We start from the raw sequence: 25,643 nt of genomic DNA, 5'->3' as shown, positions 1-25,643 counted from the left end.
GAGACGCATACTAGCCCACAGGCATAGCAATTTACGCGCCATCAGAGCGTTGAAAGGGAGGCCCTGCCGTATGGAATCGAGAGTGTTTTCGTGGTAGCGCCACGCGAACGGCGCGGCTGGGCGGCCTTCGCCGCCATGGCCGGCGCGATCGCGGGCGCGGCCCTGCAGCTGCAGCAGCCCGCGCTGTGGTCCGAGGCAGTCTATGCCGCACTTGTGACAGCCGCGTTGGCCTGTGGGCTCGCCTGGCGCGTCCGATGGCGCCTGCGGCCGGTCGGCCGGCGCGGGCTCGCGGCCCTGCTGCTGATCGGCCTGGCCTTCGGCGCCGGGCTTACCGGCTGGCGTGCGGCGGTGTTCGCCGCGCAGGCGCTGGACCCGGCCCTGGAGGGCCGCGACCTGCAGGTCAACGGCGTGGTCGCGCAGATGCCGCAGCGCGACGAGGGCGGCACGCGTTTCCGTTTCGATGTCGAGTCGGCCCGCTCGCTGGAACCTGCGGGCGGCGCCGTGCAGCTGCCTCCGCGCCTGGCGCTGGGCTGGTACGCCGAAGGCACGGGACTCTGGACCCGCGCGACGCCCGCCGCGGATGCCGCACCCCTCCGTCGTCCCGAGCCCCTGCACGCCGGCGAACGCTGGCAGCTCACCGTGCGGCTCAAAGCGCCGCACGGCAACCTCAACCCCAAGGGCTTCGACCAGGAGCTGCAGCTGTGGGAGCAGGGCGTGCAGGCGACCGGCTATGTGCGCGCCGGCGCCCAGGATGCAGCGCCCGCACGCCTCGGCGACACCTGGCGCCATCCGGTGGAGCGCGCGCGAGAAGCCGTGCGCGATGCGGCCTTCGCGCGCATCGCCGACCGGCGCACGGCGGGCGTGATCGCCGCGCTGGTGACCGGCGACCAGAGCGCGATCGACCGTGTCGACTGGGACATCTACCGCGCCACCGGCGTCGCGCACCTGGTGTCGATCTCGGGGCTCCACATCACCATGTTCGCCTGGCTCGCGGCCCTGGCCGTGGGGTGGCTGTGGCGTCGCAGCACGCGGCTGATGCTGCGCTGGCCGGCCCAGCAGGCCGCGTTGGTGGGTGGGGTGGCGTTGGCCGGTCTGTATGCCTTGTTCAGCGGCTGGGGCGTGCCCTCGCAGCGCACGGTGCTGATGCTGGCCACGGTGGCACTGCTGCGCATCGCGGGCCGGCGCTGGCCCTGGCCCTGCGTCTGGCTGCTGGCCTGCGCGGTGGTGGTGATCGCCGACCCCTGGGCGCTGATGCAGGCCGGCTTCTGGCTCAGCTTCGTGGCCGTGGCCGCGCTGTTCGCCACCGATGCGGGCGTGGATGGCGAACAGGCCAAGGGCTGGCGCGCGCGCCTGTACCGCTTGGCGCGCGAGCAGGCCGTGGTCACGCTGGCGCTGGCGCCGCTGACCCTGCTGCTGTTCCAGCAGGTGTCGGTGGTGGGCCTGCTGGCCAACGCGCTGGCCATCCCCTGGGTCACGCTGGTGCTGACGCCGCTGGCCATGCTCGGTGCGGTGGCGCCGCCACTGTGGGACCTGGCAGCCTGGGCGGTGCGCGCGCTGTCGTGGTGGCTCGAGTGGCTGGCGGCCATGCCGCTGGCCACCGTCTCGCTGCCGGCCCCGCCGCTGTGGGCCGCGGCCGGTGGCGTGCTGGGCGGCGTGCTGCTCGCCATGCGCCTGCCCTGGTCGGCGCGGCTGCTCGGCGTGCCGCTGCTGCTGCCGGTGCTGCTGTGGCAAGTGCCGCGGCCGCCCGCGGGCGAGTTCGACCTGCTGGCCGCCGACGTCGGCCAGGGCAATGCGGTGCTGGTGCGCACCGCGACCCACAGCCTGCTCTACGACGCCGGGCCGCGCTACAGCCTCGACAGCGACGCGGGCCAGCGCGTGCTGGTGCCGCTGTTGCGCGCGCTGGGCGAGCGGCTCGACACCGTGGTGCTGAGCCACCGCGACAGCGACCACACCGGCGGCGCGCCGGCCGTGCTCGCGATGCAGCCACAGGCCGCGCTGCTGAGCTCGATCGAAGCCGCCCATCCGCTGCAGGCGCTGCGGCCGGCGCGGCGCTGCCTGGCCGGCCAGCGCTGGCGATGGGACGGCGTCGACTTCGAGCTGCTGCATCCGGTCGAGGCCGACTACGCGCGCGTCGCGGCCAAGCCCAACAGCGTGTCCTGCGTGCTGCGCATCGGCAACGGCCGCGCGAGTGTGCTGCTGGCCGGCGACATCGAGCGCGCGCAGGAGGAAGCGCTGGCCGCGCGCGCGGCCGAAGGGGCGCTGCAGGCCGACCTGCTGCTGGTTCCGCACCACGGCAGCAAGACCTCGTCGAGCCCGGCCCTGCTCGACGCGGTGCGGCCGCGGCTGGCGCTGGTGCAGGCCGGCTACCGCAACCGCTTCGGCCATCCGGCGCCGCCGGTGCGCGAGGCCTATGCGGCGCGCGGCACCACCGTGATCGACAGCCCGCATTGCGGCGCGGCCCGGTGGTCGAGCCGGCAGCCGCAGGCCGTGGGCTGCGAGCGTGCGAGCCAGCCGCGCTACTGGCATCACCGGGTGCCCTGAAGCTCCGGGTTTCCCCTGGAAAAGTTTCGTCTGCAGCAACTTCTCGTCATTTGCTTGACGGTTGAAAGCGCCGGCGCGTTCAATGCCTGCACGGAAAGAAGATGTTCCGCTCAACGAAACAAGAGACAACGATGCCCGGACGCACACGTGCCCCTTCCTCCATGCTGGCCCAACGGGCCGTGGAGCCCACCTCCTCGGTCGAGCGCGCCTGCCGCATCCTGCGCGCACTGTCCGATCCCGGCGTCACCCGCCTGACCGACATCGCCATCGCGACCGGCCTCGACAAGACCACCGTGCTGCGCCTGCTCGAAGTGCTGATGCACGACGGCTTCGTGGTGCGCGATCCGCAGAGCAAGCACTACAGCCTGGGCGCCGAACTGCTGGTGCTGGGCGCGGCCGCGCTGGCCCGCTTCGACCCGCGCCCGCTGGTGCGGCCCGCGCTGCTGCGCCTCACCGGCCGCTTCGAGGACAGCGTGATCCTGTCGATCCCCAGCGGCATCGAGTCGCTGTGCGTCGATGTGGAGGAGGGCCGCTACCCGATCCGCGCCAACTACCTGTCGATCGGCAGCCGGCGCCCGCTGGGCGTGGGCGCGGGCAGCCTCGCGCTGCTGGCCTGGATGCCCGAGGCCGAGCGCCAGGCCGCGCTGGCGGTGATCGCGCCGCAGCTGCAGCGCTACCCGCGCATCACGGCCGAGCTGCTCGAGCGCCATGCCAAGGCCTCGCGCGAGCGCGGCTATGCGGTGCTGCTCGACGTGGTGGTCGAGCGCATGGGCGGCATCGCGGTGCCGATCCTCGGCGTCGACGGCCGGCCGGTCGCGGCCATCAGCATCGCGGCGCTCAACGACCGCATCACCTCGCGCGAAGCCGAACTCGCGCAGGCGCTGCGGCGCGAGGCCGCGACCTGCGAGGTGCTGTGGAGCCGCGCTGCCCATACCGGCGCCGCGGCCAGCACGGCCGCCACGCGCCGCGCGAGGGTCCATTGATGACGAACAGCTCCCCACCGACGGCCTGGATCACCGGCGTCGGCGGCACCGCCTTCGGCCGCCACGAAGGGCAGGGCGCGCTCGACCTCATGGCCCAGGCCGCGCAACAGGCGCTGCAGGGCGCCGGCCTGCAGCGCACCGACATCGACGGCCTGCTCTGCGGCTACGCAACCACGCTGCCGCACCTGATGCTGTCCACGCTGTTCTGCGAGCGCTTCTCGCTGGACCCGGCCTATGCCCACAGCCTGCAACTGGGCGGCGCCACCGGGGCCGCGATGCTGATGCTGGCGCGCGAACTGGTGCGCAGCGGCCGCTGCCGGCGGGTGCTGGTGGTGGCCGGCGAGAACCGGCTCAGCGGCCAGTCGCGCGACAGCGCGATCCAGACGCTGGCGCAGGTCGGCGACCCCGACTACGAGGTGCCCAACGGCGCCTCGGTGCCGGCCTACTACGGCCTGATGGCCTCGCGCTACCTGCACGAGACCGGCACCACCGAAGCCGACCTCGCCGAGTTCGCGGTGCTGATGCGCGCCAACGCGGCGCGCCATCCCGGCGCCCATCTCACGGCGCCGATCACCGTGGCCGACGTGCTCGCGTCCAAGCCCATCGCGGCGCCGCTCAAGCTCATGGACTGCTGCCCGATCTCCGACGGCGCGATGGCGCTGGTGGTCTCGGCCGTGCCCGGCGACGGCCCGCGCGTCGCGATGACCGGCGCCGGCCAGGCGCACCGCCACCAGCACCTGAGCGCGATGGCCGACGTGATGCAGTGCGGCGCGGCGGTGGCGGCGCAACGCGCCTTCGCCGAGGCCGGGCTGGGCGTGGCCGAGATCGACCACCTGGGCATCTACGACTCCTTCACCATCACCCTGACCATGCTGCTCGAGGAGATCGGCTTCGCGCCGCGCGGCGGGGCCGCACGGCGCCTGCGCCACGGCGATTTCGGCGCGGACGGAGCGCTGCCGCTCAACACGCACGGCGGCCTGCTGTCCTTCGGCCATTGCGGCGTGGCGGGCGGCATGGCGCATGCGGTCGAGGTGTTCCGGCAGATGACCGGCCAGGCCGGCGCGCGCCAGGTCGCGCGGCCGCGCCACGCCTTCGTGCACGCCGACGGCGGCGTGATGTCCTCGCATGTGAGCCTGATCCTGTCGCAGGAGCCTTCGCCATGAACGCCGCCGTTGCATCCTCCAGCGCGCTGGCCGCGCCCTTCGTCGAGGGCCTGGCACGGCACGAACTGCGCTTCCAGCGCTGCACCGCCTGCGGTACGACGCAGACGCTGGCGCGCTACGCCTGCGCGCATTGCGGCGGCGAGAGCCTGCAGTGGGAGACGGCCCGCGGCACGGCCACGCTGCATGCGCTCACGGTGGTGTCGCGTGCGCCCTCGGACGCCTTTCGCGCGCTCGCGCCGTACACGCTGGTGATCGCCCAGCTCGACGAGGGACCCCGGCTGATGGCCCATGCCGAGCCGGGCCTGCGCATCGGCGAGCGCGTGCGGGCCGGCTTCTTCGTGCACGACGGCCGCACGCTGGTCCGCTTCGCCCGCGAGCCGGGCTAGCGGCCTGCGCATCGGGGCATCGGTGATTCATAAAACCACAGGAGACAACGACATGCATTCGATCCGCTTTCCCTCTTCCGCGCGCCGCCGCCTGCTGCTGGCAGCGGGTGCCGCGCTGTGCCTGGCCGCGCCGGCCTTCGCGCAGGCCCAGGCCTATCCCACCAAGCCGGTGCGGCTGGTGGTGCCGTACCCGCCGGGCGGGCCGACCGACATCGTCGCGCGCCTGGTGGCGCAGAAGCTGTCGGAGCAGCTGGGTCAGCAGTTCATCATCGACAACCGGCCGGGCGCGGGGGCCAACACCGGCGCCGAGCTGGTGGCGCGCAGCCCGGCCGACGGCTACACGCTGGTGGTCGCGACCACGGCGCATGCGATCAATCCCTCGCTGTTCAAGAACCTGGGCTATTCCCTGGCCAAGGACTTCGCGCCGGTCTCGCTGCTGACCAGCGGGCCGCTGGTGATCGTGGCCAACCCCGCGCTGCCCGCGAAGAACGTGGCGGAGCTGATCGCGCTGGCCAAGGCCAGGCCCGGCGAACTCAACTTCGCCTCCTCGGGCAACGGGCAGTCGACGCACCTGTCGGCCGAACTCTTCGCCTCGATGGCCGGCGTGAAGATGAACCACATCCCCTACAAGGGCAGCGCGCCCGCGCTCACCGACACCATGGGCGGCCAGACGCAGCTGATGTTCGACACCATGCTCTCGGCCATGCCGCACGTGAAGGGCGGCAAGCTCAAGGCACTGGCCGTGACCAGCGCCACGCGCTCGCCGGTCGCGCCCGACGTGCCCACGGTCGCCGAGTCGGGCCTGCCCGGCTACGAGGCCATCGCCTGGAACGGCCTGCTGGCACCCGCCCACACGCCGCCCGAAGTGCTGGCCCGCCTGAGCGGCGCGCTGAAGAAGGTGCTGGCCGCGCCCGACGTGAAGGACAAGTTCGAGGCCCAGGGCTTCGCCGCCACCTGGACCTCGCCCGAGGACTTCGGCCGCTTCATGACGGCCGAGATCGACAAGTGGGCCAAGGTGGTGAAGGTCTCCGGCGCCACGGTGGACTGATGATCGACTTCCATCGCCTCAAGTCCTGGCACTTCGACGAGGTAGTGCAGCGCTACACCGTCGACGACACCATGCGCTATGCGCTCGCACTGGGCCTGGGCCGCGACCCGACCGATGCGAAGCAGCTGCGCTTCGTCAACGACGTGCCCGCCGCGCCGCTGGCCCTGCCCACGATGGCGGTGGTGCTGGGCTTTCCGGGTTCGTGGATGCAGGACCCGGCCACCGGCATCGACTTCGCGCAGATCGTGCACGGCGAGGAGCAGGTCGTGTGGCATCGGCCACTGCCGCCGGCGGGCACGGTGCGGGCGCGCCACCGCGTCACCCACATCGTCGACAAGGGGCCGGGCCGCGGCGCCACCATCCGCTACGACAAGACCCTGCACGACGCCGACAGCGATGTGTTGCTCGCGACCGTGACCCACACCACCTTCGCGCGCGGCAACGGGGGCTTCGCGACGGCGGCGGTGCCGGGCGATGCGGCGGCGCCGCCGCCCGTGCCGGTGCCCGCCGGGGCGCCCGATCTCACGCTCGACATCCCGACCCTGCCGCAGCAGGCCTTGCTCTACCGCCAGTGCGGCGATCGCAACCCGCTGCATGCCGATCCGGCGACCGCGCGCGCGGCAGGCTTCGAGCGGCCCATCCTGCATGGCCTGTGCACCTGGGGCATCGCCGCCCATGCGCTGCTGGCGCAGTGCGCCGACAGCGAACCGGCACGGCTGCGCAGCCTCTATGCGCGCTTCTCGGCGCCGGTGTTCCCGGGCGAGACGCTGCGGCTGGAGCTGTTCGGCGACGGCGTCGAGCGGCGTTTCCGTGTGCGTGCCGTGCAGCGCGACCGGGTCGTGCTCGACCACGGCCATGCCCTCTTTTCCGCCTGAGCTTCGAGCCTTTGATTCCCATCACGAGGAGACAACATGACGACACAGACCTTCGAGACGCTGGCCGCCCGGACTCTCGGCCGCCGGACCCTGCTGGGCAGCGCGGCCGCCGCGCTGGGCACGCTGGCCGTGCCCGGTTTCGCGCAGAGCGCGTACCCGAGCCGGCCGGTGAAGTTCATCGTGCCGTTCCCGGCCGGCGGGCCGGTCGACACCACCGGCCGGGCCGTGGCGCAGAAGCTGTCGGAGCTGTGGGGCCAGCAGGCCATCGTGGACAACCGTGCGGGCGCGGGCGGCATCGTTGGCGCCGAGATCGCGGCCCGCGCGCCGGCGGACGGCTACAACCTGTTCGTCTGCAGCATCCACCACTCGGTGCTGCCCAGCCTCAAGCCCCGGCTGGGCTACGACATCGAGAAGGACTTCGTGCCGCTGAGTTTCGGTGCCATGTTCCCGGTCGTGCTGGTGGCGCACCCGGGCGTGCCGGTGAAGACGGTGGCCGACATCATCGCGCTCGACAAGCGCACGCCGGGCCAGCTGAGCTTCGGCTCGGCCGGCAACGGCGGGGGCACGCACCTGGCCGGCGAGCTGTTCAACATGCAGGCCGGCACCAGGCTGCTGCACGTGCCCTACAAGGGCAGCGCACCGGCCATGACCGACCTGCTCGGCGGGCAGGTGCAGTTCATGTTCAGCGACGCACCCACCGCCTTGCCCCAGATCAAGGCCGGCAAGGTCAAGGCGATCGCGGTGGCCAGCGCCAGTCGTTCGGCGCTGCTGCCCGACGTGCCCACGGTGGCCGAGTCGGGCCTGCCGGGCTACGAGGCCTACTCGTGGGCCGCCTTCATGGCGCCGGCCGGCACGCCCAGGGACATCGTGCAGCGCCTGAGCGCCGACATCGGCAGGGCCCTGGCCGATCCGCAGGTCAAGCAGCGTCTCTACGACGCCGGCGCCGAGGCGATGCCGACCACGCCCGAGGCCTTCGGCAAGATGCTGCACACCGAGATCGTCAAGTGGACGAAGGTGGTGCGCACGGCGGACATCAAGGTCGACTGATGGCCGCGCTCACCTCCGACAGCGCGGCGCGCCTGGTGGTGCGCCAGGACGGCCCAGTGCTGCTGATGACGATCAGCCACCCGGCGGCGCGCAACGCGATGCATCCGTCGCTCTACCGCGAGGCGGTCCGGACCCTGCGCCGGGTGGCGGACGACCGCTCGGTGCGCGCCATCGTGCTCACGGGCGAGGGCGATCACTTCTGCGGCGGCGGCGACCTGAAGCGCCTCGCCGCCCAGCGCGAGCTGCCGCGCGAAGAACAGGCGGGCCACCTCGACGCGCTGCACGACTGGGTGATGGCGATGCACGACGCGCCGCAGCCGGTGATCGCGGCCGTCGAGGGCGCGGCGGCAGGCGGCGGCTTCTCGGTCTGCCTGGGCTGCGACCTGATCGTCGCCGCGCAGGACGCGAAATTCGTGATGTCCTACGTCAAGCTCGCGCTCACGCCCGACGGCGGCGGCTCCGATTCGCTGGCGCGCGCGCTGCCGCCGCAGATGGCGCTGGAGCTGCTGCTCGACGGCGGCGTGTGTTCGGCCGAGCGGCTGCACGCGCTCGGCCTGGTCAACCGCGTGGTGCCGCACGGCGAGGCGCTGGCCACGGCGATGGCCTGGGCAGAGCGGCTGGCCGCCGGCCCCTTCGACGCGCAGGCGCGCATCAAGCAGCTGGTGCACGCCGCACGCGGCCGCTCGCGCCGCGCCCAGCTCGATGCCGAGCGCGACGCCTTCGTCGACAGCCTCTACAGCGACGCCTGCGGCGCAGGCATCGCCTCCTTCCTGGACGCGCGCCGCGCCTAAGGCCGCGCACCTTTCTTCTTTTTCCGCAAGGCTCTTCATGTCCGACCTGCTCGAATCCGCCCTCAACCCCCGATCCGTCGCCGTCATCGGCGCCTCCGAGAACATCCACAAGATCGGCGGCCGGCCGATCCATTACATGCGCCAGCACGGCTTCGGCGGGCGCATCTACCCGATCAACCCCGCACGCGAAGAGGTGCAGGGCCTGAAGAGCTACGCCTCGCTGGCCGCGCTGCCCGAGGCGCCCGACCTGGCGATGGTGGTGGTGGGCGGCGAGAAGGCGGTCGAGGCCGTGGCGCAGTGCGCGGCGCGCGGCGTGAAGTCGGCGGTGGTCGTGGCCTCGGGCTTCGGCGAGACCGGCGAGGCGGGCCGCGCGGTGCAGCGCGCCATGGTCGACACCGCGCGCGCCGCCGGCATGCGCCTCTACGGGCCCAACACCCAGGGGCTGGCGAACTTCGGCACCGGCGCCATCGCCGGTTTCTCCACCATGTTCGTCGAGGTGCCGCCGGCCGACGGCCCGGTCGGCATCGTGAGCCAGAGCGGCGGCATGAGCGCCATGGCCTACGGCCTGCTGCGCGGCCGCGGCCTGGGCGTGCGCCATGTGCACGCGACCGGCAACGAGGCCGACATCACGGTCTCCGACCTGGCCTGGGCGGTGGCGCACGACCCCGACGTGAAGCTGCTGCTGCTCTACCTCGAGAACATCGCCGATCCCGAGCTGCTGGCGCGCACCGCCGCCTATGCGCGCGAGCGCGACCTGCCGATCATCGCGGTCAAGGCCGGGCGCTCCGAGAGCGGGCAGAAGGCCGCGTCCTCGCACACCGGTTCGCTGGCCAACGAGGACCGCACGGTCGACGCCTTCTTCCGCCACCACGGCATCTGGCGGGTGCGCGACCCGCACGCGCAGGCGCTGGCGGCCGAGGCCTACCTCAAGGGCTGGCGGCCCGAGGGCCGGCGGCTGGTGATCATCAGCAATTCGGGCGCGAGCTGCGTGATGGGCGCCGACGCCTCGGAGGAATTCGCGCTGCCGCTGGCCGAGCTGGCGCCGGCCACGCGCGCCGAGGTGGCGAGCCGGCTGCCGGGCTTCGCCACGGCCGAGAACCCGATCGACATCACGGCCGCGTTGTTGTCCAACAGCGGCCTGTTCGGCGACGTGCTGCCGGCCGTGGCGCAGGACCCGGCCGCCGACCTGTTCCTCATCAACATCCCGGTGGCCGGCGCCGGCTATGACGTCGAGGCCTTCGCGCGCGACACCGCCGCCTTCGAACGCAGCACCGGCAAGCCGGTGGTGGTGGCGGCCTGGCAGGACTCGGTGGCCGCGCCCTTCAGGGCCCAGGGCATCCCGACCTATGCCAACGAGAACGACGCGCTGGGCACGCTCGCGCAGCTGGCTTCGCACACCGCGCTGATGCGCAAGCCGGTCGTGGCCTGGCCCGCGGGCACGGCGCCCGCGCTGCCGGCCGGGGAGGGGCGCTTCCTCAACGAGGCGCAGAGCCTGGCCGTGCTGGCCGCGGCCGGCGTGCCGGTGGTGGCGCACCGGCTGTGCCGCAGCGCGCAGCAGGCGGCCGAGGCGCTGGCGGCCGTGGGCGCGCCGGCGGTGGTCAAGGCCTGCTCGGGCGACGTGCCGCACAAGTCGGAGCACGGGCTGGTGGCGTTGAACGTCGCGACGGCCGCCGACGCCGCCGCGCTGTTCGAGCGCCAGTGGGCCAAGCTGGCCGAACTGGGCGCGGCGCAGGAGGGCGTGATCGTCGCCGCCATGCGCCGCGGCCAGCGCGAGTTCATGGTCGGCGCGCGCATCGACCCGGTCTTCGGCCCGGTGGTGGTGGTGGGTGACGGCGGCAAGTACGTAGAGGCGCTGCAGGACGTGGCGGTGCTGCTGCCGCCCTTCGCCACGGCCGACGTGACGGGGGCACTGCGCACGCTGCGCATCGCGCCGCTGCTCGAGGGCGTGCGTGGCGACCCGCCGCTGGACGTCGACGCGCTGGCCGCGGTGGCGGTGGCGGTGGGGCAGCTCATCGTGGCGGCCGGTGGCGCCATCGCCTCCATCGACGTCAACCCGGTGCTGGTCGCGGCGCGCGGGGAGGGGGCCGTGGTGGTGGATGCGCTGATCGAGCGGGGCGGGTAGTCTCGGACGCGGGGGGCGCGAGCGCGAGCATGCCGCGAGGCGCGCTCAGGTCACCGCGTTCTTCCGGTTGAACTCGGGGCGTTTCCATTCCTCGGACTCGAGCACCTGCACCAGGTGCTCGACCGACTGCCACACGTCCTCGAAGCGCAGGTACAGCGGCGTGAAGCCGAAGCGCAGGATGTCGGGCACCTGGGCGTCGCCGGCGCGGAAGTCGCCGATCACGCCGCGCGCGATCAGGGCCTGCACGATCGCATAGGCGCTGGCGCTGGCCGCATCCTGCAGCGCCAGGCAGACCTGCGAGCCGCGTTGCGCGTGGTCGCGCGGCGTGACCAGCGTGAAGCGGCCGGGGCAGCGCGCCTCGACCAGCGCGATGAAGGCATCGGTGAGCGCCAGCGACTTGGTGCGCAGCGCCGACATCGCGCCCGCCTCGCCGTCGAAGGCTTCGGCGGCCAGCACGGTGTCGAGGCCGCACTCGAGCGCCGACAGGCTGACGATGGGCTGCGTGCCGCACAGGTAGCGGCCCACGCCCGGCGCGGGCCGGTAGTGGGGCGTGAATTCGAAGGGCGCGGCATGGCCCCACCAACCCGACAGCGGCTGCTCGAAGCGGCCCGCATGCCGCGTGTGGACCCACACGAAGGCCGGCGCGCCCGGGCCGCCGTTCAAGTACTTGTAGCCGCAGCCGATGGCGTAGTCGGCATCGCTGTCGTTGAGCGCGACCGGCACGGCGCCCGCGCTGTGCGCTAAGTCCCAGACGGTGAGCGCGCCCACCGCATGCGCGGCGGCCGTGACGGCCTTCATGTCGTGCATCGCGCCGGTGCGGTAGTTGACGTGCGTGAGCATCAGCACCGCGACCTCGGCCGTGAGCGCGGTGGGCAGCGCGTCGACGCTGTCGATCAGCCGCAGCGTGAAGCCGCGTTCGCGGCACAGCGACTCGGCGATGTAGAGGTCGGTCGGGAAGTTGCTGCGTTCGCTGACCACGGTGCGGCGCGCGTCGTCGCCGTATTCGAGCACCTGGCTCGTGGCGGCGAACAGCACCTTGTAGAGGTTGATGGAGGTGCTGTCGGTGCACACCACCTCGCCGGGCGCGGCGCCGATCAGCCGGGCCAGCTTGTCGCCCAGGCGCTGTGGCAGGTCGAACCAACTGGCGCTGTTCCAGGAGCGGATCAGGCCCTGGCCCCATTCCTCGGCCACCACGGCCGCGATGCGCGCGGGGGCGGCCGCGGGCAGCACGCCCAGCGAGTTGCCGTCGAGGTAGATCACGTCGGCGGGCAGCGTGAATTGGGCGCGCAGGTCGCGCAGCGGGTCGGCGCGGTCGAGGGCGCGGCAGTCGTCGAGGTTCATGGTGATCCGGATGAAAGGGGGGGGGAGATCGTGCGGAGTTCAGGCGGGCGCCGAGGCCAGGCCGAGCAGCGCCTGCAGGATGGCGAGCCGGCTCTGGCCCAGGACCATGCCCTGCCATGCGGCGGTGTCGCCACAGAAGGCATCGCGCAAGGTGCCGCGGATGCGCAGCGCCAGATCCTGCGGCGCCTCCGGGTGCAGGCGCAGCCACGCCTCGCCCCGCAGGGCATCCACCATCTCCTCGAACGGCACCGTGCCGAACTCCAGCGCCATCAGCGTGCGCCGGGCGCCGGGGCAGGCACGGTAGATCGTCGAGGCCAGGTGGCCGGTGATATCGGCCGAGGTGGAGGGGCCTGCGAACGGCACCGCGATGTCGTTGCCCCACCACTGCTTCGCGCGCGCGATCTCGTCGGCATCGCGCCGTCCGGCAAAAATCTTTTCGCCATGCCCGCAGGGCCCGAGCCCGGTGTGGATGTCGATCCAGCCGATGTCGGCGAAATCGGCGGCCTGCGTGCGCAGCACATGCGCCAGCGTGCGCAGCGATGCGCTGTGCGCGCTGCCGCCGAAGAACAGACCGTCGGGGTGGGTGTACTGTCCCTTGGAGACCGCGTCGCGGTAGTGCGTGCTGCCGTGGCGTGCGATGTGGTCGGCGATGGCGCGGCGGTTGGCATCGTCCGGCGGCCACACAGCCGGCACGAGCAGCGGATGCAAGGCCGCATAGTCGGGGTTGGCCGGCAGTGCGGCCGCGAAGTCCTGGGCGTTGCGGTTCAGGTCGACGTTGTCCTCGTTGGTCCGGCTGGTCCACGAGAAGCCATAGGGGTTCACCGCATGGACCAGCAGCAGGGCGACGCCGGTCCGCGCGGCCTGTGCGAGCAGTCCCGCGTCGGCCAGCAGCGCCAGCTGGCAGGCCGATCCGCAGAAGCCTTCGATGCCGTGCGTCGCCGAGCTGACGATCAGCACCGAGCGCGCGCCCGCGGGCCGGATCAGCGCCACGTCGGTGGCCAGCGCTTCCCCTTGCGCGCCCGGGACCTCGAGCCCGAAGGACTGCAGCTCGGCCCCGGCGGCCTGCGCCGCGGCCAGGAAGCGCTCGCGCGCCTGGGCGTAGCTCGCGGAAAAGCAGTGCGCCAGCAGTGCCGGGATGGCAAGCGATGCGGCCATGCTATTTCGCCTCGAGCTTGATCGCGCTGGCGATCGCCCGCAGCCGCATGGTCTCGGCGCCATAGCCGCGCGAGGCTTCGGCCAATGTGGTGAGCGGGGCCACCATCAGGCCCTGTGTCTCCAGCTGGCTGCGCACCGCCGGGTCGGCCAGCACGGTGTGCAGCGCCGCGTGCAGGCGCTGCACCACGTCCTCCGGCGTGTCCTTGCGCACGAAGTAGCCGTGCCACAGGTCGAAGCTGAAGTCGTTGAGGCCCTTGCTCTCGTTCACGCTGGGAAAGTTCCTGAGCATCGCCACCTGGGTCTTGCCCGCCGGCGACAGGGTGCCGATGATCTTCAGCCGGCCCGACTCGGTCATGCCGATGAGCTGCTGCTGGATCGGCGCCAGCATGAAGTCGATGGTGCCGGCGCCCAGGTCCTGCATCAGCGGGGCGCCCCCCTTGTACGGCACATGGGTCATCGTGACGCCCAGGCGTTCGGCCAGATGTTCGCCCAGCATGTGATAGAGCGACCCGTAGCCCACGCTGCCGAAGGTCAGGGGCTTGCGCTGGGCCGAGGCGCTTCGCGCCAGCGCGATCAGCTCGTCCATGGTGTTGGCGGGCAGGTCCTTGCGTGCCATCAGCACCATCGGCGCCACGCCGATCATCTGGATCAGCCGGAAGTCGTCGCTCTTGTACCTGATGGCCGCATTCGCCAGCGGCACCAGGATGGTCTCGTTGGACGAACCCTGGAACAGGTAGTAGCCGTCGGCCGGCGCGTTGAGCACTTTCTGCGCGCCGATCGCGCCCCCGGCACCCCCGAGGTTCTCGACCAGGACCGGCTGCCCCAGGAGCCTGGACAGCGGCGTGTGGATCACCCGCGCGATCACGTCGGAGGACCCGCCCGCGGGGTAGGGGACCATCAGGTTCACGGGCTTCGTGGGGTAGGGGTCGGCGGCGGCAGGCACGGCACCGGCGGCGATCAGCAGGGCAGCCAGCCAGACCGGGAGCATCTGTGTGAGTTTCACGGGCGTTCTTTCGGGAGTTCAGGGGTGGGGCCGGCCGATGCTATAAAGCTCCGCCGATTCGGAAAAGACAAAATCTTTGCGCCAAAGATCAGCTTTCGTTATCACCCCGAACGGACCTCCATGAAGCCCCAACACCTGCGCACCTTCCTGGCCGTGGCGGAACACCGCAGCATCCATGCCGCTGCGCGGGCCCTGTTCGTGTCCCAGCCCGCGGTCACGCGGACCATGCGCGAACTCGAGCGCGACCTGGACGTGCCGCTCCTGCGGCGCAGCATCGCCGGGGTGGAACTCACCGAGGCGGGCCAGGCCTTCCAGGTGCGGGCCAGCCTGCTGATGGAGGACATGCGCCGCACCCGCGAAGAGCTGATGTTCATGAAGGAAGGCGCGAACGGCCACGTGGCGGTCGCGCTGACCTCCTCCGTGGGGCTGACCGTGCTGCCGGGCGCGCTCGAGAGCTTCCAGCAGCAGATGCCCAGAGCGCGCATCAGCATCAACGAAGACCCGGTGCCGGTGGCGTTGCGCAAGCTCCAGAACGGCACGCTCGACTTCATGGTGGCCAACACCCTGTCGCGCAAGCTGGGCACGGCGTTTCGCCAACAGCCCCTGTTCGAGATGTCGCTCACGGTGGCGGCGCGGAAGCAGCATCCCTGTGCCTCGGCGCGCTCCATCCGCGAACTGAACGAACAGCTCTGGGTGGCGCCCGGCTATGCCCCGGACCAGGATTTCGTGGCCCAGCTGTTCGCCTCGCACGGGCAGCCGGCGCCCGTCCGCATGCTGGAGTGCGAGTCCTTCGCCATCGCCTTGCACCTGCTGACGCGCATGGACGCACTGGCCCTGCTGTCGGGGGCCTTGATCGCGCAGGAGTTCTCGCCGCGCGGCGTCGTGGCGCTCAAGCTGCGCGAGGCCATTCCGTCGGTGCAGATCAGCATCGTGACCCTGCGCGACGCCCGCCTTACGCCCACCGCCCAATGCCTGATCGCCTGCCTGCAGGCTCAGCCGCTGCCGTCGGGCATGCGCCGCGCGCGGGACTGAGGTCGAGCGCCGCGCGCTGGCGCGTCCGGTACGGCGTGCAGGGGGCCGCGGCATCGGCACGGCGTGCCGGCAACGGCGTTCAAAGCCCATGAGTCGCACTTGTGCAAAGATCGCCCAAAGCTTGGCCTTGAACTTGCTAAGCTATGTCGAAGGAGATTGGTCGTTCCATGCACAAATTCGATGAGATGTACGAGCAGCTGCCCTATGCGGGCGCTGCGATCCGGGGTCATTACAAGCGCTACGACCAATGGCTGGCCAAACAGCCCGGCGAACTGATGCGATCCCGGCGCGAGGAGGCCGAGATGATCTTTCGCCGTGTCGGCATCACCTTCGCGGTGTATGGCGCCAAGGACGAGGACGGTGCCGGCACCGAGCGCCTGATTCCCTTCGACCTGTTGCCGCGGATCATTCCCGCGCACGAGTGGGAGAGCATGGAGCGCGGCCTGGTCCAGCGCGTGACCGCGCTCAACCGCTTCATCTACGACGTCTACCACGACCAGGAGATCATCAAGGCCGGCATCGTGCCGATCGAGCAGATCCGCGACAACGCGCAGTTCCGGCCCGAGATGATGGGCGTGACCGTGCCCAACAACGTCTACTCGAACATCTCCGGCATCGACATCGTGCGCGCGCCCGATGCCGACGGCAACGGCGAGTACTACGTGCTCGAGGACAACCTGCGGGTGCCCAGCGGCGTGAGCTACATGCTGGAAAACCGCAAGATGATGATGCGGCTGTTCCCCGACCTGTTCGCGCAGAACCGCATCGCGCCCGTGGCCCATTACCCCGACCTGCTGCTCGAGACGCTGCGCGCCAGCGCGCCGCCGGCCACGGCCGAGCCCACGGTGGTGGTGCTCACGCCCGGCATGTACAACAGCGCCTACTTCGAGCACGCCTTCCTCGCCCAGCAGATGGGCGTCGAGCTGGTCGAAGGGCAGGACCTGTTCGTCAAGGACGACTTTGTCTACATGCGAACCACGCGCGGCCCGAAGCGGGTCGACGTGATCTACCGCCGCGTCGACGACGACTTCCTCGACCCGGAAGTGTTCCGCCCGACCTCGACCCTGGGCTGCGCCGGCCTGATGCGCGCCTACCGCGCGGGCAACGTCGCGATCTCGAATGCGGTGGGCACGGGCGTGGCCGACGACAAGTCGATCTACCCCTACGTGCCCAAGATGATCGAGTTCTACCTGGGCGAGAAGCCGATCCTCAAGAACGTGCCGACCTACATGTGCCGCAACAAGGACGAGCTGCAGTACACGCTCGACAACATGAAGGACCTGGTCGTCAAGGAAGTGCACGGCGCGGGCGGCTACGGCATGCTGATCGGCCCGGCCGCGACGCAGGCCGAGATCGAGGATTTCAAGAGGGCCGTGATCGCCAAGCCCGACGGCTACATCGCGCAGCCCACGCTGAGCCTGTCGACCTCGCCCACCTTCGTCGATGCCGGCATCGCGCCGCGCCACATCGACCTGCGGCCCTTCGTGCTGTCGGCCAAGGAAGTGCAGATGGTGCCGGGCGGCCTGACCCGCGTGGCGCTCAAGGAAGGCTCGCTGGTGGTCAATTCCTCGCAGGGCGGCGGCACCAAGGACACCTGGATCCTCGAAGCCGACCGGCGCCCGCGCGTGCCCGCCGCGGCGCCCACCCAGAGCCAGAGCCAAACACAAACCCAAACGTCCACCCCGATCGTCTGACGCCAGAGGAAAAGCCGAACATGCTGTCACGCACCGCCGACCACCTCTACTGGATGTCGCGCTACACCGAGCGGGCCGAGAACACGGCCCGCATGCTCGACGTCAACTACCAGACCTCGCTGCTGCCGCAGTCGGCCGAAGTCGCCAAGTTCGGCTGGCAGGGCCTGCTGTCGATCAGCGAACTGCTGCCGGCCTACGACAAGAAGTACGAGCAGATCGTGCCCAACGACGTGATGGAGTTCATGGTCAAGGACGAGGAGAACCCGTCGTCGATCGTCTCCTGCCTCAAGGCGGCGCGCGAGAACGCGCGCGCGGTGCGGGGCGCGCTCACCACCGAGGCCTGGGAAACGCAGAACACCACCTGGCTCGAGGTCAACCGCATGCTGCGCGCCGGCGACTTCGAGCGCGACCCGGGCCAGTTCTTCGAGTGGGTCAAGTTCCGCTCGCACCTCTCGCGCGGCGTCACGCTGGGCACCATGTTGCAGGACGAGGCCTTCTACTTCTCGCGCCTGGGCACCTTCCTCGAACGCGCCGACAACACGGCGCGGCTGGTCGACGTCAAGTTCCATGCGCTCAACAGTGAGTTCTTCGGCACCGCCACCGAGGAAGACCAGGAGTACGACTTCTATCACTGGAGCGCGATCCTGCGCAGCGTCTCGGCCTTCGAGGTCTACCGCAAGGTCTACCGCGACGTGATCAAGCCCGAACGCGTGGCCGAACTGCTGATCCTGCGCGCCGACATGCCGCGCTCGCTGCACGCCAGCCTGGCCGAGGTGGTGGCCAACCTGGCCAAGGTGCAGAACGACCAGAGCGCCGAGACCCAGCGCCGCGCTGGCAAGCTGCTGGCCGACCTTCAGTACGCGCGCGTCGACGAGATCCTGGCCACCGGGCTGCATGCCTACCTCACGCAGTTCCTCGACCGCGTGAACGAACTCGGGTGGCGCATCAGCCAGGACTTCCTGGTGCCGACGCACTGAGGCGCTCGTCTCGGCCCGTGTGGGGGGCTTATGCCCTCCCGCCATCGCCGCCCCCACGTCATTTCCCCGCCTGCCGGACGACCGGTGGCCGCCTTCGCGCAGCACCTCGACGCGGTCGAGCGAGCGCAGGACTTTTCCATGAAGAAATCAAATGCGGCCCGCAAGGGCCTGTGGATGGCCGCCACCCTGGCGGCCATGTCGCTTCTCGCTGCCTGTGATCGAGCCGCTTCGCCGACGCCGGCGAAAGCTGCGGCGTCCGCCGTCGTCACCGACCCTGCAACAGGCTTGCGCTGGCTGCGCTGCGCCCTGGGCCAGACCTGGCAGGACGGGCGTTGCGCCGGCGAGGCCGAGGCCCTGGGCCTGATGGACGCCCAGGCGCGCGTCGAGGCGCTCAACGCACAGAGCCACGAAGGTATCGCCCAGTGGCGGCTGCCGAGCATCGTGGAACTGGCGGCCCTGCGGCGCTGCGACCATGGCCTGGTCGACGAGCAGTTCACGCTCGAACTGAGTCCCGAACAGGCGCCCGTCACCGTGCCGCGCTGGTGTGCGGGCGAGACCACCACGCCCACCATCGACACCGCGCGCTTCCCCGGCACGCCGCCGCGCAAGTTCTGGTCCGGCTCGGGCAGCGAGGCCGCGCAGCACTTCTATGCCGTGGACTTCAGCAATGCCTGGATCGGCCTCAACGAGGCGGCCGAAGCCACCCATGCGGTGCGGCCGGTGGCCGACGGCGCGCGCTGACGGCTAGAGCAGGATGCGAACGCCCGCGATCGCCAGGAACACCGAGAACGCGCGCTTGAGCGTGTCCACCGGCAGCCGGTGCGAGACCATGGCGCCGATCGGCGTCGCCAGCAGGCTGCAGGCCGAGATCGCCAGCCAGGCCGGCCCGTAGACATAGCCGAGGCTGTAGGCAGGCAGGTCCGCGCGGCCCCAGCCGGCGACCAGGAAGCCGACCGTGCCGGCCAGGGCCAGTGGCACGCCGCAGGCCGAGGCCGTGCCCACGGCCGTCTTGACGTTGACGTTGCACCAGACCAGGAAGGGCACGACCATGCTGCCGCCGCCGACGCCCACGATGGCCGAGGTCCAGCCGATGGCGCCGGCCGTGGCGTCGAGGCCGGGCGCGCCCGGCAGGCTGCGCTGCGGGGCGGGCTTGAGCGACAGCGCCATCTGCAGCGCCAGCAGCAGCAGGAACACGCCGAAGGCGATGCGCAGCACCTGCGCGGAGAACAGGCCGGACATCAAGCCGCCCACGACGGCGCCGACCACGATGCCCGGCAGCAGCCGGCGGACGATGCGCAGGTCCAGCGAACCCCGCCGGTGGTGAGCGCGGGCCGAGGACAGCGAGGTCACGACGATGGTCGCGAGCGAGGTGCCCAGCGCCAGGTGCATCGCGCTCTCGGGCGCGAAGCCCTTCCGGTGGAACAGGTACAGCAGCCCCGGCACCACGACCTGGCCGCCGCCCACGCCGAGCATTCCCGACAGCAGCCCGGCGCCGATGCCGAGCGCTGCATAAAGTGCGAGAACCTCCATTCCCTGTCTCCCCGTGCTTTTGATTGGGCGCGCATCATGGTCCGGGACGCCCCGCCCTTCATGTCGCGGGCGAGACCTGCCGCGGGGATCACAGCTTCTGCGTCGACAGCAGGATGCTGGTCTCGGTGCTGGAGATGCCCTCGATCAGCCGGATCGCATTGAGCACCTGGTCGAAGGCCTCGAGCGAATCGGCGCGCAGCTCGGCCATCAGGTCCCAGCGGCCGTTGGTCGAGTGCAGGGCCACGACGTTGGAGTGGCCGCGCAGCAGCCGGCTGACCTGCTCCGCGCGCTGGCCTTCGATGCGGATGCTCATGATCGCTCGGATGCGATGGGCCTCGGCTTCGGGCTTGAGCCGCACGGTGTAGCCGACGATGGTGCCGTCCTGCTCCATCTTCGCGATGCGGTTCTGCACGGTGGCGCGCGCCACGCGCAACTTCTTCGCCAGCGCCACGACTGGCGTGCGTGCGTTGTCGCGCAGCAGGGCAAGCAGTTGACGGTCGGTGTCGTCCATGGCGGAAAGTGTCAAAGTGCTGGATGGATCGAGCTGAATGTAAGGTTCGTCAATTGAATTGACAAGTTGCAGGCTTCAATCTGGCAGGTGCGCGCGGAACAATGGACAGACGGCTGCACGCCGCGGCCCGACCCATTCAGGAGGAGCACACCATGACCCGCTTCATCGACGTGCCCGCGATGTCCCGCCTCGTGCAGGAGATCGGCGTGGCCCCTTTCATCGGCGCGCTGGCCGAGGCCCTCCGCGAGGATTTCGTTCGCTGGCCGGATTTCGACAAGTCGTCGCGAGTTTCAAGTCATTCGGACATCGGCGTGATCGAGCTGATGCCGGTCTCCAACGCCTCGCGCTACGCCTTCAAGTACGTCAACGGCCATCCGGCCAACACCGGCCGCGGGCTCTACACGGTGATGGCCTTCGGCGTGCTGGCCGATGTGGACACCGGCTACCCGGTGCTGCTGTCGGAGCTCACGCTGGCCACCGCCCTGCGCACCGCCGCGACCTCGCTGCTGGCGGCCCGTGCGCTGGCCCGGCCCGATGCGCGGCGCATGGCGCTGATCGGCAACGGCGCGCAGAGCGAGTTCCAGGCGCTGGCCTTCCACCATCACCTGGGCATCGAGGAGATCGCCGTCTACGACAGCGACCCCCGCGCGACCGACAAGCTGCTGCGCAACCTCGCGGCCTTTCCCGCGCTCGAGCTCATCCGCGCCGGCTCGGTGGCGCAGGCCGTGCGCGGCGCCGACATCGTGACCACGGTCACCGCGGACAAGGCCCATGCGACCATCCTCACGCCGGAGATGATCGAACCGGGCATGCACCTCAACGCGGTCGGCGGCGACTGCCCCGGCAAGACCGAACTGCATGCCGACGTGCTGCGCCGGGCGCGCGTGTTCGTCGAGTTCGAACCGCAGACGCGCATCGAGGGCGAGGTCCAGCAGCTGCCGCCGAGCTTCCCGGTGGTCGACCTCTGGCGCGTGTTGACCGGCACGGCGGCGGGACGCGAGAGCGCGGGCCAGGTCACGGTCTTCGACTCGGTCGGCTTCGCGCTCGAGGACTACACCACCCTGCGCTACGTGCATGCGCAGGCCGAGGCGCGCGGGATCGGGGTGGAGGTCGAACTGGTGCCGCGGGCCGAGGACCCCAAGGACCTGTTCCGCCACACGCGTGGTGACGGCGGCGCGCGCGCCTTGTTGCGAAGGGTGGCCTGAGGGCGGGCGAGGTGCGTCCGCCCCGTCAGCGCAGGAAGGCGTCGGCCGCCACCGGAATCGCCGGCGCCTGCCAGCGGTAGCCGTCCGACAGCACATTGCGCTCGGGCATCTGGCCGTTCCACTGGATGTGGAGCAGGTCCATCAGCGCCCAGCCCGTCCAGTCCGCGCGGAAGGCTTGCTGCGCGGTGGGGGAGCTGAAGGGCTGCTGGTTGCGCCACAGCACGGTCGGGATGCGGTAGCCCGACGCGGTCGAGGGGCTGTGGCCCGCGCGGTCGCTGCCGTGGCCGACCTCCTGGCCGTGGTCCGACAGGTACATCCAGGCCCGGTAATCCTCGGGCGTGCCCGCGCTGCGCACCTGCTGCAGCAGCGCCGACACCACGAAGTCGTGATAGAGCAGCGCGGCGTCGTACTGCTGGCGAAAGTGCCGCACCCAGGCCGAGCGGCCGCTGTTCACCAGGCCGGTCTCGACCGCGTCGACGTCGTCGTCGAAGGGGTTGGCGTTCTCGGGGAAGCGCAGGCTGTAGTGCGGGTGCGCGCCCATGAGATGCACCACGATCAGCTTGCGCTCGCTGCCCGTGTCGGCCAGCGCTTCCTGCACGCAGTCGAGGATCTCGCCGTCGAGCGAGGCGCTGGCACGGCCGGGCGTGCGGTTGACCATGTCCACCACGTCGGCATGGCGCGCATGCTGCTGCTCGATCGCGATGTCGTCATGGTTGCTGATCCACCAGACCTTGTAGCCCGCGGCGCGCGCCAGGGCCAGCACATGCGGCGGCTGCTGGCTGTCGGGCAGGCCGAAATGGAACATGTTGCGCAGCGCGGGCACGGTGCTGGCGTCCACCGACCAGGCGTTCTTGAGCACGGCCATCTGCGGGCCGGTCTGCGCCTGGTGCGCCAGCAGGCGCGGGGTGGTCGGGCGGCCGTAGCCGTAGAGCGCCATGTTGTCGCGGTTGATGCTGTCGGTCACGACCAGCACCACCGTCGACGGGCCGGCATGCGTCACCACCGGCGCGATGGTTCGGGCCTGGGCCGCGAGGCGCTCGCGCACCTGCTGCTGGTCGGCCCAGCTGGCGCGCTGCTGCTGCACCGATTGCGACCAGTGCGTCCAGAACAGGACGGGATGCAGCCGGCGCCAGGGCTTGCTGGCATAGGCCAGGCAGGCACCGAGCAGCAGCAGGCCCACCAGCGCGACGGCCCAGCGCGGCGGCCGGCGGCCTGGCACATCGGAAGCGATCGCGCCGCGGCGCGCGAAGAGGGCGGCGATCACCCCGGCGGTGACCAGCGCGGCCGACCAGACAAAGGCCGAGCGCCAGTGCATCCAGAGGTACTCGGCGCTTTCGCGCGCATGGGTGTTGGCCGCGGCGCCGAGCACCAGCGCGCTGTCGGGCGCGGCTTGGTAGGTGTCGAGCAGGTAGGCGCGCAGCACGGCATCGAGCCCGAAGCCCAGGGTCCAGAGCGTGACCAGCAGGGTGCGCAGCCGGCGCATCCGCACGCCGCGCAGCGGCCAGGCGAGCCACAGCACCAAGGGTGATGCGAGCAGGGCCAGCTGGGCGATGCGGCGGCCGTCGTGGCCCAGTGTGATCAGCACCGCCAGCGTGGCGCCGACCACGGCACAGGCGAGCAGGGCGGAGGAACGGGAAGAGGGCGGTGTGCGCGGTGCTTCGGCGGAGGGCGTGTTCAAGAGGGGCGGCGGCAGTCGAGGGCCGGCGGATTCTGCGCTGCGTCCCTCGGCCGCTGGCCGGCAGTGTCCCCAGCGGGGCGAGGTGTTTGGCCGCCGCGCCTCAGGTGGCCGTCGCCTGGCGCACCGCGCGTTCCCAGCGCGCCATCGATTCCTCGGCCTGTGCGCGGCCCAGGGTCGGCAGGAAGCGGCGCTCCACCTTCCACAGCTGCGAGAGCTGGCGCGCGTCGCTGTAGACGCCGGTCGAGAGGCCCGCGAGGTAGGCGGCGCCGAGCGCGGTGGTCTCGATCACCTGGGGCCGCACCACCGGGATGCCCAGCAGGTCGGCCTGGAACTGCATCAGCAGGTCGTTGACGCTCGCGCCGCCGTCCACGCGCAATTCCGAGACCGGTGCGCCGCCGGCCGCCACCGCGTCGCGGCTCATGGCCTGCAGCAGCGCGGCGCTCTGGTAGGCGATGCTCTCCAGCGCGGCGCGCGCGATGTGGGCGACGGTGGTGCCGCGCGTCAGGCCGGTGATGGTGCCGCGGGCCTCGGCGTTCCAGTAGGGCGCGCCCAGGCCGGTGAAGGCCGGCACCATCATCACGCCGCCCGCGTCGGGCACGCTCTCGGCCAGGCCCTGCACCTCGGCGCTGCCCTTGATGGCCTGCAGGCCGTCGCGCAGCCACTGCACCACGGCGCCGCCGACGAACACGCTGCCCTCCATCGCGTAGCGCGGCGTGGCGTCGACCTGCGCGGCGCTGGTCACGAGCAGGCCGTTATGCGAGGGCTGGAAGGCGGCGCCGGTGTGCATCAGCAGGAAGCAGCCGGTGCCGTAGGTGTTCTTGGCCATGCCGGCCTCGAAGCAGGCCTGGCCGAACAGCGCGCTCTGCTGGTCGCCGGCCACGCCGCCGATGGGCAGGGCGCTGCCGAGCAACGTGGGCTCGGTGTCGGCGAAGTGCGAGCTCGAGGGTTGCACGGTGGGCATCAGTGACGCGGGGATGTCGAGCAGCGCGAGCAGCTCCGCGTCCCACGCGTTGCGGTGCACGTTGAAGAGCATGGTGCGCGAGGCGTTGCTGACATCGGTGACGTGGGTCTTGCCGCCGGTGAGCTGCCAGATCAGCCAGCTGTCGATGGTGCCGAAGGCCAGTTCGCCGCGCTCGGCCTGTTCGCGCGCGCCGGGCACGTTGTCGAGCAGCCAGCGCAGCTTGGTGCCGGAGAAGTAGGCGTCGATCACCAGGCCGGTCTTGTCGCGGATGGTGTCGGCCATGCCGTCGGCGCGCAGCTTCGCGCACAGCGGCTCGGCGCGCCGGTCCTGCCAGACGATGGCGTGGTGCACCGGCTGGCCGGTCTTGCGGTTCCACAGCACGGTGGTTTCGCGCTGGTTGGTGATGCCGATGGCGTGGATGTCGGAGGCCTGCAACTTGGCCTTGGCCAGCACCTCCTGCGCGGTGGCGAGCTGGCTGCGCCAGATCTCCATCGGGTCGTGCTCGACCCAGCCCGGCTGCGGGTAGATCTGCGTGAGTTCCTTCTGCGCGATGGCGACGATGTGGCCCTCGCGGTCGAACACGATGCTGCGCGAGCTGGAGGTGCCTTGGTCGAGGGCGAGCAGTTAGGTGGTCATCGGTGTCATCTCCTTGGTGTTCGGTCTGGCTTCTTCCCCCTCCGGGGGAAGGCGGGGATGGGGGCACGCAGCCTTCGATCAGGCGCCGCGCCTTCTTGGCGGCTGCGTGCCCCCACCCCAACCCTCCCCCGGCGGGGGAGGGGGAAAAACGTCATGGCTTGTCGGCGATCTCCAGGCGCACCTGCGCCCGCTCGAGCAGCGCCGGGAACGGGGCCGGTGGCGCCGCGTCGGTGAACAGCCGGTCGATCTGCGCCAGCGCCGCGAGCTGCACCATCGCCGGCCGGTTGAACTTGCTGGCGTCGGCCGCGAGCCAGACCTCGCGTGCCTGCGCCACGATGGTCTGCGCGACCTTGACCTCGCGCAGGTCGAAGTCGCGCACCGTGCCGTCGGCCTCGATGCCCGAGCAGCCGATCAGCGCGATGTCGACCTTGAACTGGCGGATGAAGTCCATCGTCGCCTCGCCCACGATCGCGCGGTCGCGCGCGCGCACCGCGCCGCCGGCCACGATCACCTCGCAGTCGGGGTTGTCGGCCAGGATGTTGGCCACGTGCAGGTTGTTGGTGATCACGCGCAGGCCGGTGTGGCGCAGCAGCGCCTTGGCGATGGCCTCGGTGGTGGTGCCGATGTTGAGGATCAGCGAGCAGTCGTTGGGCACCTGGGCCGCGACGGCGCGCGCGATGCGGGCCTTGCCGTCGGCGTTGAGCGATTCGCGCAGCCGGTGGCCGAGGTTCTCGGTGGTCGAGCTCGGCACCCGCACGCCGCCGTGGAAGCGCGCCAGCAGGCCGTCGTCGGCCAGGCGCTGCACGTCGCGCCGCACGGTCTGCAGCGTCACGCCCAGCATTTCGGCCAGCTGCTCGACGGTGGCCGAGCCACGGCCGCGCACGGTGTCGAGCAGGCGGATCTGGCGGGGGTTGGAGTTCACGTTGGGGTCGTTGGAGCGAGGAAAGCAGTTTAAATCGAAAAA

The 25,643-nt window shown here is 71.1% G+C and carries 22 protein-coding genes; 14 read left to right on the top strand and 8 right to left on the bottom strand.

The window, feature by feature from the left end; all coding sequences use genetic code 11:
- Window positions 1-135: 135 nt before the first annotated feature.
- The 9 genes from A9977_RS26145 to A9977_RS26105 all read left to right on the top strand — a co-directional run bounded on the left by A9977_RS26145 (window position 136) and on the right by A9977_RS26105 (window position 10,956).
- Window positions 136-2,541 (top strand): DNA internalization-related competence protein ComEC/Rec2, encoded by a 2,406-nt coding sequence (locus tag A9977_RS26145; RefSeq protein ID WP_183027942.1) that lies wholly within the window; start codon window positions 136-138, stop codon window positions 2,539-2,541.
- Between the two features lie 131 nt (window positions 2,542-2,672).
- Window positions 2,673-3,524, top strand: coding sequence for an IclR family transcriptional regulator (locus tag A9977_RS26140; RefSeq protein ID WP_183027711.1), 852 nt, complete (start codon window positions 2,673-2,675; stop codon window positions 3,522-3,524).
- Window positions 3,524-4,687, top strand: a complete 1,164-nt coding sequence (locus tag A9977_RS26135; RefSeq protein ID WP_183027710.1) for a thiolase family protein — start codon at window positions 3,524-3,526, stop codon at window positions 4,685-4,687. The genes A9977_RS26140 and A9977_RS26135 overlap by 1 nt, the downstream gene beginning before the upstream one ends.
- Window positions 4,684-5,073: a Zn-ribbon domain-containing OB-fold protein gene (locus A9977_RS26130; protein ID WP_183027709.1), complete on the top strand. Its 390-nt coding sequence runs from the start codon at window positions 4,684-4,686 to the stop codon at window positions 5,071-5,073. Before A9977_RS26135 ends, A9977_RS26130 begins: the two co-directional genes overlap by 4 nt.
- A 52-nt stretch (window positions 5,074-5,125) precedes the next feature.
- Window positions 5,126-6,121 carry a tripartite tricarboxylate transporter substrate binding protein gene (locus tag A9977_RS26125; protein WP_183027708.1) on the top strand — a complete coding sequence of 332 codons (996 nt, stop codon included), beginning with the start codon at window positions 5,126-5,128 and terminating at the stop codon, window positions 6,119-6,121.
- Window positions 6,121-6,996 (top strand): MaoC/PaaZ C-terminal domain-containing protein, encoded by an 876-nt coding sequence (locus A9977_RS26120; RefSeq protein ID WP_310936195.1) that lies wholly within the window; start codon window positions 6,121-6,123, stop codon window positions 6,994-6,996. The genes A9977_RS26125 and A9977_RS26120 overlap by 1 nt, the downstream gene beginning before the upstream one ends.
- 36 nt (window positions 6,997-7,032) lie before the next feature.
- On the top strand, window positions 7,033-8,043 hold the full coding sequence (locus A9977_RS26115; RefSeq protein WP_183027707.1) for a tripartite tricarboxylate transporter substrate binding protein: 1,011 nt from the start codon (window positions 7,033-7,035) through the stop codon (window positions 8,041-8,043).
- Window positions 8,043-8,834, top strand: a complete 792-nt coding sequence (locus tag A9977_RS26110; RefSeq protein WP_183027706.1) for an oxepin-CoA hydrolase, alternative type — start codon at window positions 8,043-8,045, stop codon at window positions 8,832-8,834. Before A9977_RS26115 ends, A9977_RS26110 begins: the two co-directional genes overlap by 1 nt.
- Window positions 8,835-8,871: 37 nt before the next feature.
- Window positions 8,872-10,956, top strand: a complete 2,085-nt coding sequence (locus tag A9977_RS26105; RefSeq protein WP_183027705.1) for an acetate--CoA ligase family protein — start codon at window positions 8,872-8,874, stop codon at window positions 10,954-10,956.
- A 45-nt stretch (window positions 10,957-11,001) separates the two neighbouring features.
- Here A9977_RS26105 and kynU read toward each other — a convergent pair whose 3' ends face one another.
- From kynU to A9977_RS26090, 3 genes are read right to left on the bottom strand one after another with little or no spacing between them, the layout of a single operon-like run.
- Window positions 11,002-12,297 (bottom strand): kynureninase, encoded by a 1,296-nt coding sequence (gene kynU / locus A9977_RS26100; RefSeq protein ID WP_183027704.1) that lies wholly within the window; start codon window positions 12,295-12,297, stop codon window positions 11,002-11,004.
- Window positions 12,298-12,336: 39 nt separating this feature from the next.
- On the bottom strand, window positions 12,337-13,452 hold the full coding sequence (locus tag A9977_RS26095) for a M14 family metallopeptidase (protein ID WP_183027703.1): 1,116 nt from the start codon (window positions 13,450-13,452) through the stop codon (window positions 12,337-12,339).
- A 1-nt stretch (window position 13,453) separates the two neighbouring features.
- A complete protein-coding gene (locus A9977_RS26090; RefSeq protein ID WP_310936194.1) occupies window positions 13,454-14,455 on the bottom strand; it encodes a tripartite tricarboxylate transporter substrate binding protein in 1,002 nt (333 codons plus the stop codon).
- 120 nt (window positions 14,456-14,575) lie between these two features.
- Here A9977_RS26090 and A9977_RS26085 point away from each other — a divergent pair, with 120 nt between their 5' ends.
- From A9977_RS26085 to A9977_RS26070, 4 genes are all read left to right on the top strand, one after another.
- Window positions 14,576-15,487, top strand: coding sequence for a LysR family transcriptional regulator (locus A9977_RS26085; RefSeq protein ID WP_183027702.1), 912 nt, complete (start codon window positions 14,576-14,578; stop codon window positions 15,485-15,487).
- Between the two features lie 167 nt (window positions 15,488-15,654).
- On the top strand, window positions 15,655-17,181 hold the full coding sequence (locus A9977_RS26080) for a circularly permuted type 2 ATP-grasp protein (RefSeq protein WP_183027701.1): 1,527 nt from the start codon (window positions 15,655-15,657) through the stop codon (window positions 17,179-17,181).
- A gap of 20 nt (window positions 17,182-17,201) precedes the next feature.
- A complete protein-coding gene (locus A9977_RS26075) occupies window positions 17,202-18,158 on the top strand; it encodes an alpha-E domain-containing protein (protein ID WP_183027700.1) in 957 nt (318 codons plus the stop codon).
- A 138-nt stretch (window positions 18,159-18,296) separates the two neighbouring features.
- Window positions 18,297-18,899, top strand: coding sequence for a DUF1566 domain-containing protein (locus tag A9977_RS26070; RefSeq protein WP_183027699.1), 603 nt, complete (start codon window positions 18,297-18,299; stop codon window positions 18,897-18,899).
- Window positions 18,900-18,902: 3 nt separating this feature from the next.
- Here the strand turns inward: A9977_RS26070 and A9977_RS26065 are convergent, their stop codons facing one another.
- Window positions 18,903-19,688 (bottom strand): sulfite exporter TauE/SafE family protein, encoded by a 786-nt coding sequence (locus A9977_RS26065; protein WP_183027698.1) that lies wholly within the window; start codon window positions 19,686-19,688, stop codon window positions 18,903-18,905.
- Between the two features lie 88 nt (window positions 19,689-19,776).
- Window positions 19,777-20,199, bottom strand: coding sequence for an Lrp/AsnC family transcriptional regulator (locus A9977_RS26060; RefSeq protein ID WP_183027697.1), 423 nt, complete (start codon window positions 20,197-20,199; stop codon window positions 19,777-19,779).
- A gap of 152 nt (window positions 20,200-20,351) precedes the next feature.
- On the opposite strand from A9977_RS26060, the gene A9977_RS26055 reads away from it, so the two are divergent.
- Window positions 20,352-21,404 (top strand): ornithine cyclodeaminase, encoded by a 1,053-nt coding sequence (locus tag A9977_RS26055; RefSeq protein ID WP_183027696.1) that lies wholly within the window; start codon window positions 20,352-20,354, stop codon window positions 21,402-21,404.
- Between the two features lie 25 nt (window positions 21,405-21,429).
- Here the strand turns inward: A9977_RS26055 and A9977_RS26050 are convergent, their stop codons facing one another.
- From A9977_RS26050 to A9977_RS26040, 3 genes are all read right to left on the bottom strand, one after another.
- On the bottom strand, window positions 21,430-23,082 hold the full coding sequence (locus A9977_RS26050) for a phosphoethanolamine transferase (protein WP_259652149.1): 1,653 nt from the start codon (window positions 23,080-23,082) through the stop codon (window positions 21,430-21,432).
- Window positions 23,083-23,182: 100 nt separating this feature from the next.
- Entirely contained in the window at window positions 23,183-24,667 is a 1,485-nt protein-coding gene (glpK, locus tag A9977_RS26045; protein WP_183027938.1) for a glycerol kinase GlpK, read from the bottom strand.
- 163 nt (window positions 24,668-24,830) lie between these two features.
- Window positions 24,831-25,601, bottom strand: a complete 771-nt coding sequence (locus tag A9977_RS26040) for a DeoR/GlpR family DNA-binding transcription regulator (protein ID WP_183027695.1) — start codon at window positions 25,599-25,601, stop codon at window positions 24,831-24,833.
- Window positions 25,602-25,643 lie beyond the last annotated feature (42 nt).

Origin of the sequence: Variovorax sp. UMC13, assembly GCF_014170375.1 — a bacterium.
Classification (GTDB): Bacteria; Pseudomonadota; Gammaproteobacteria; order Burkholderiales; family Burkholderiaceae_C; genus Variovorax.
Note: the sequence above shows the minus strand (reverse complement) of the source record. Positions and strands in the feature narration are given on the sequence as shown.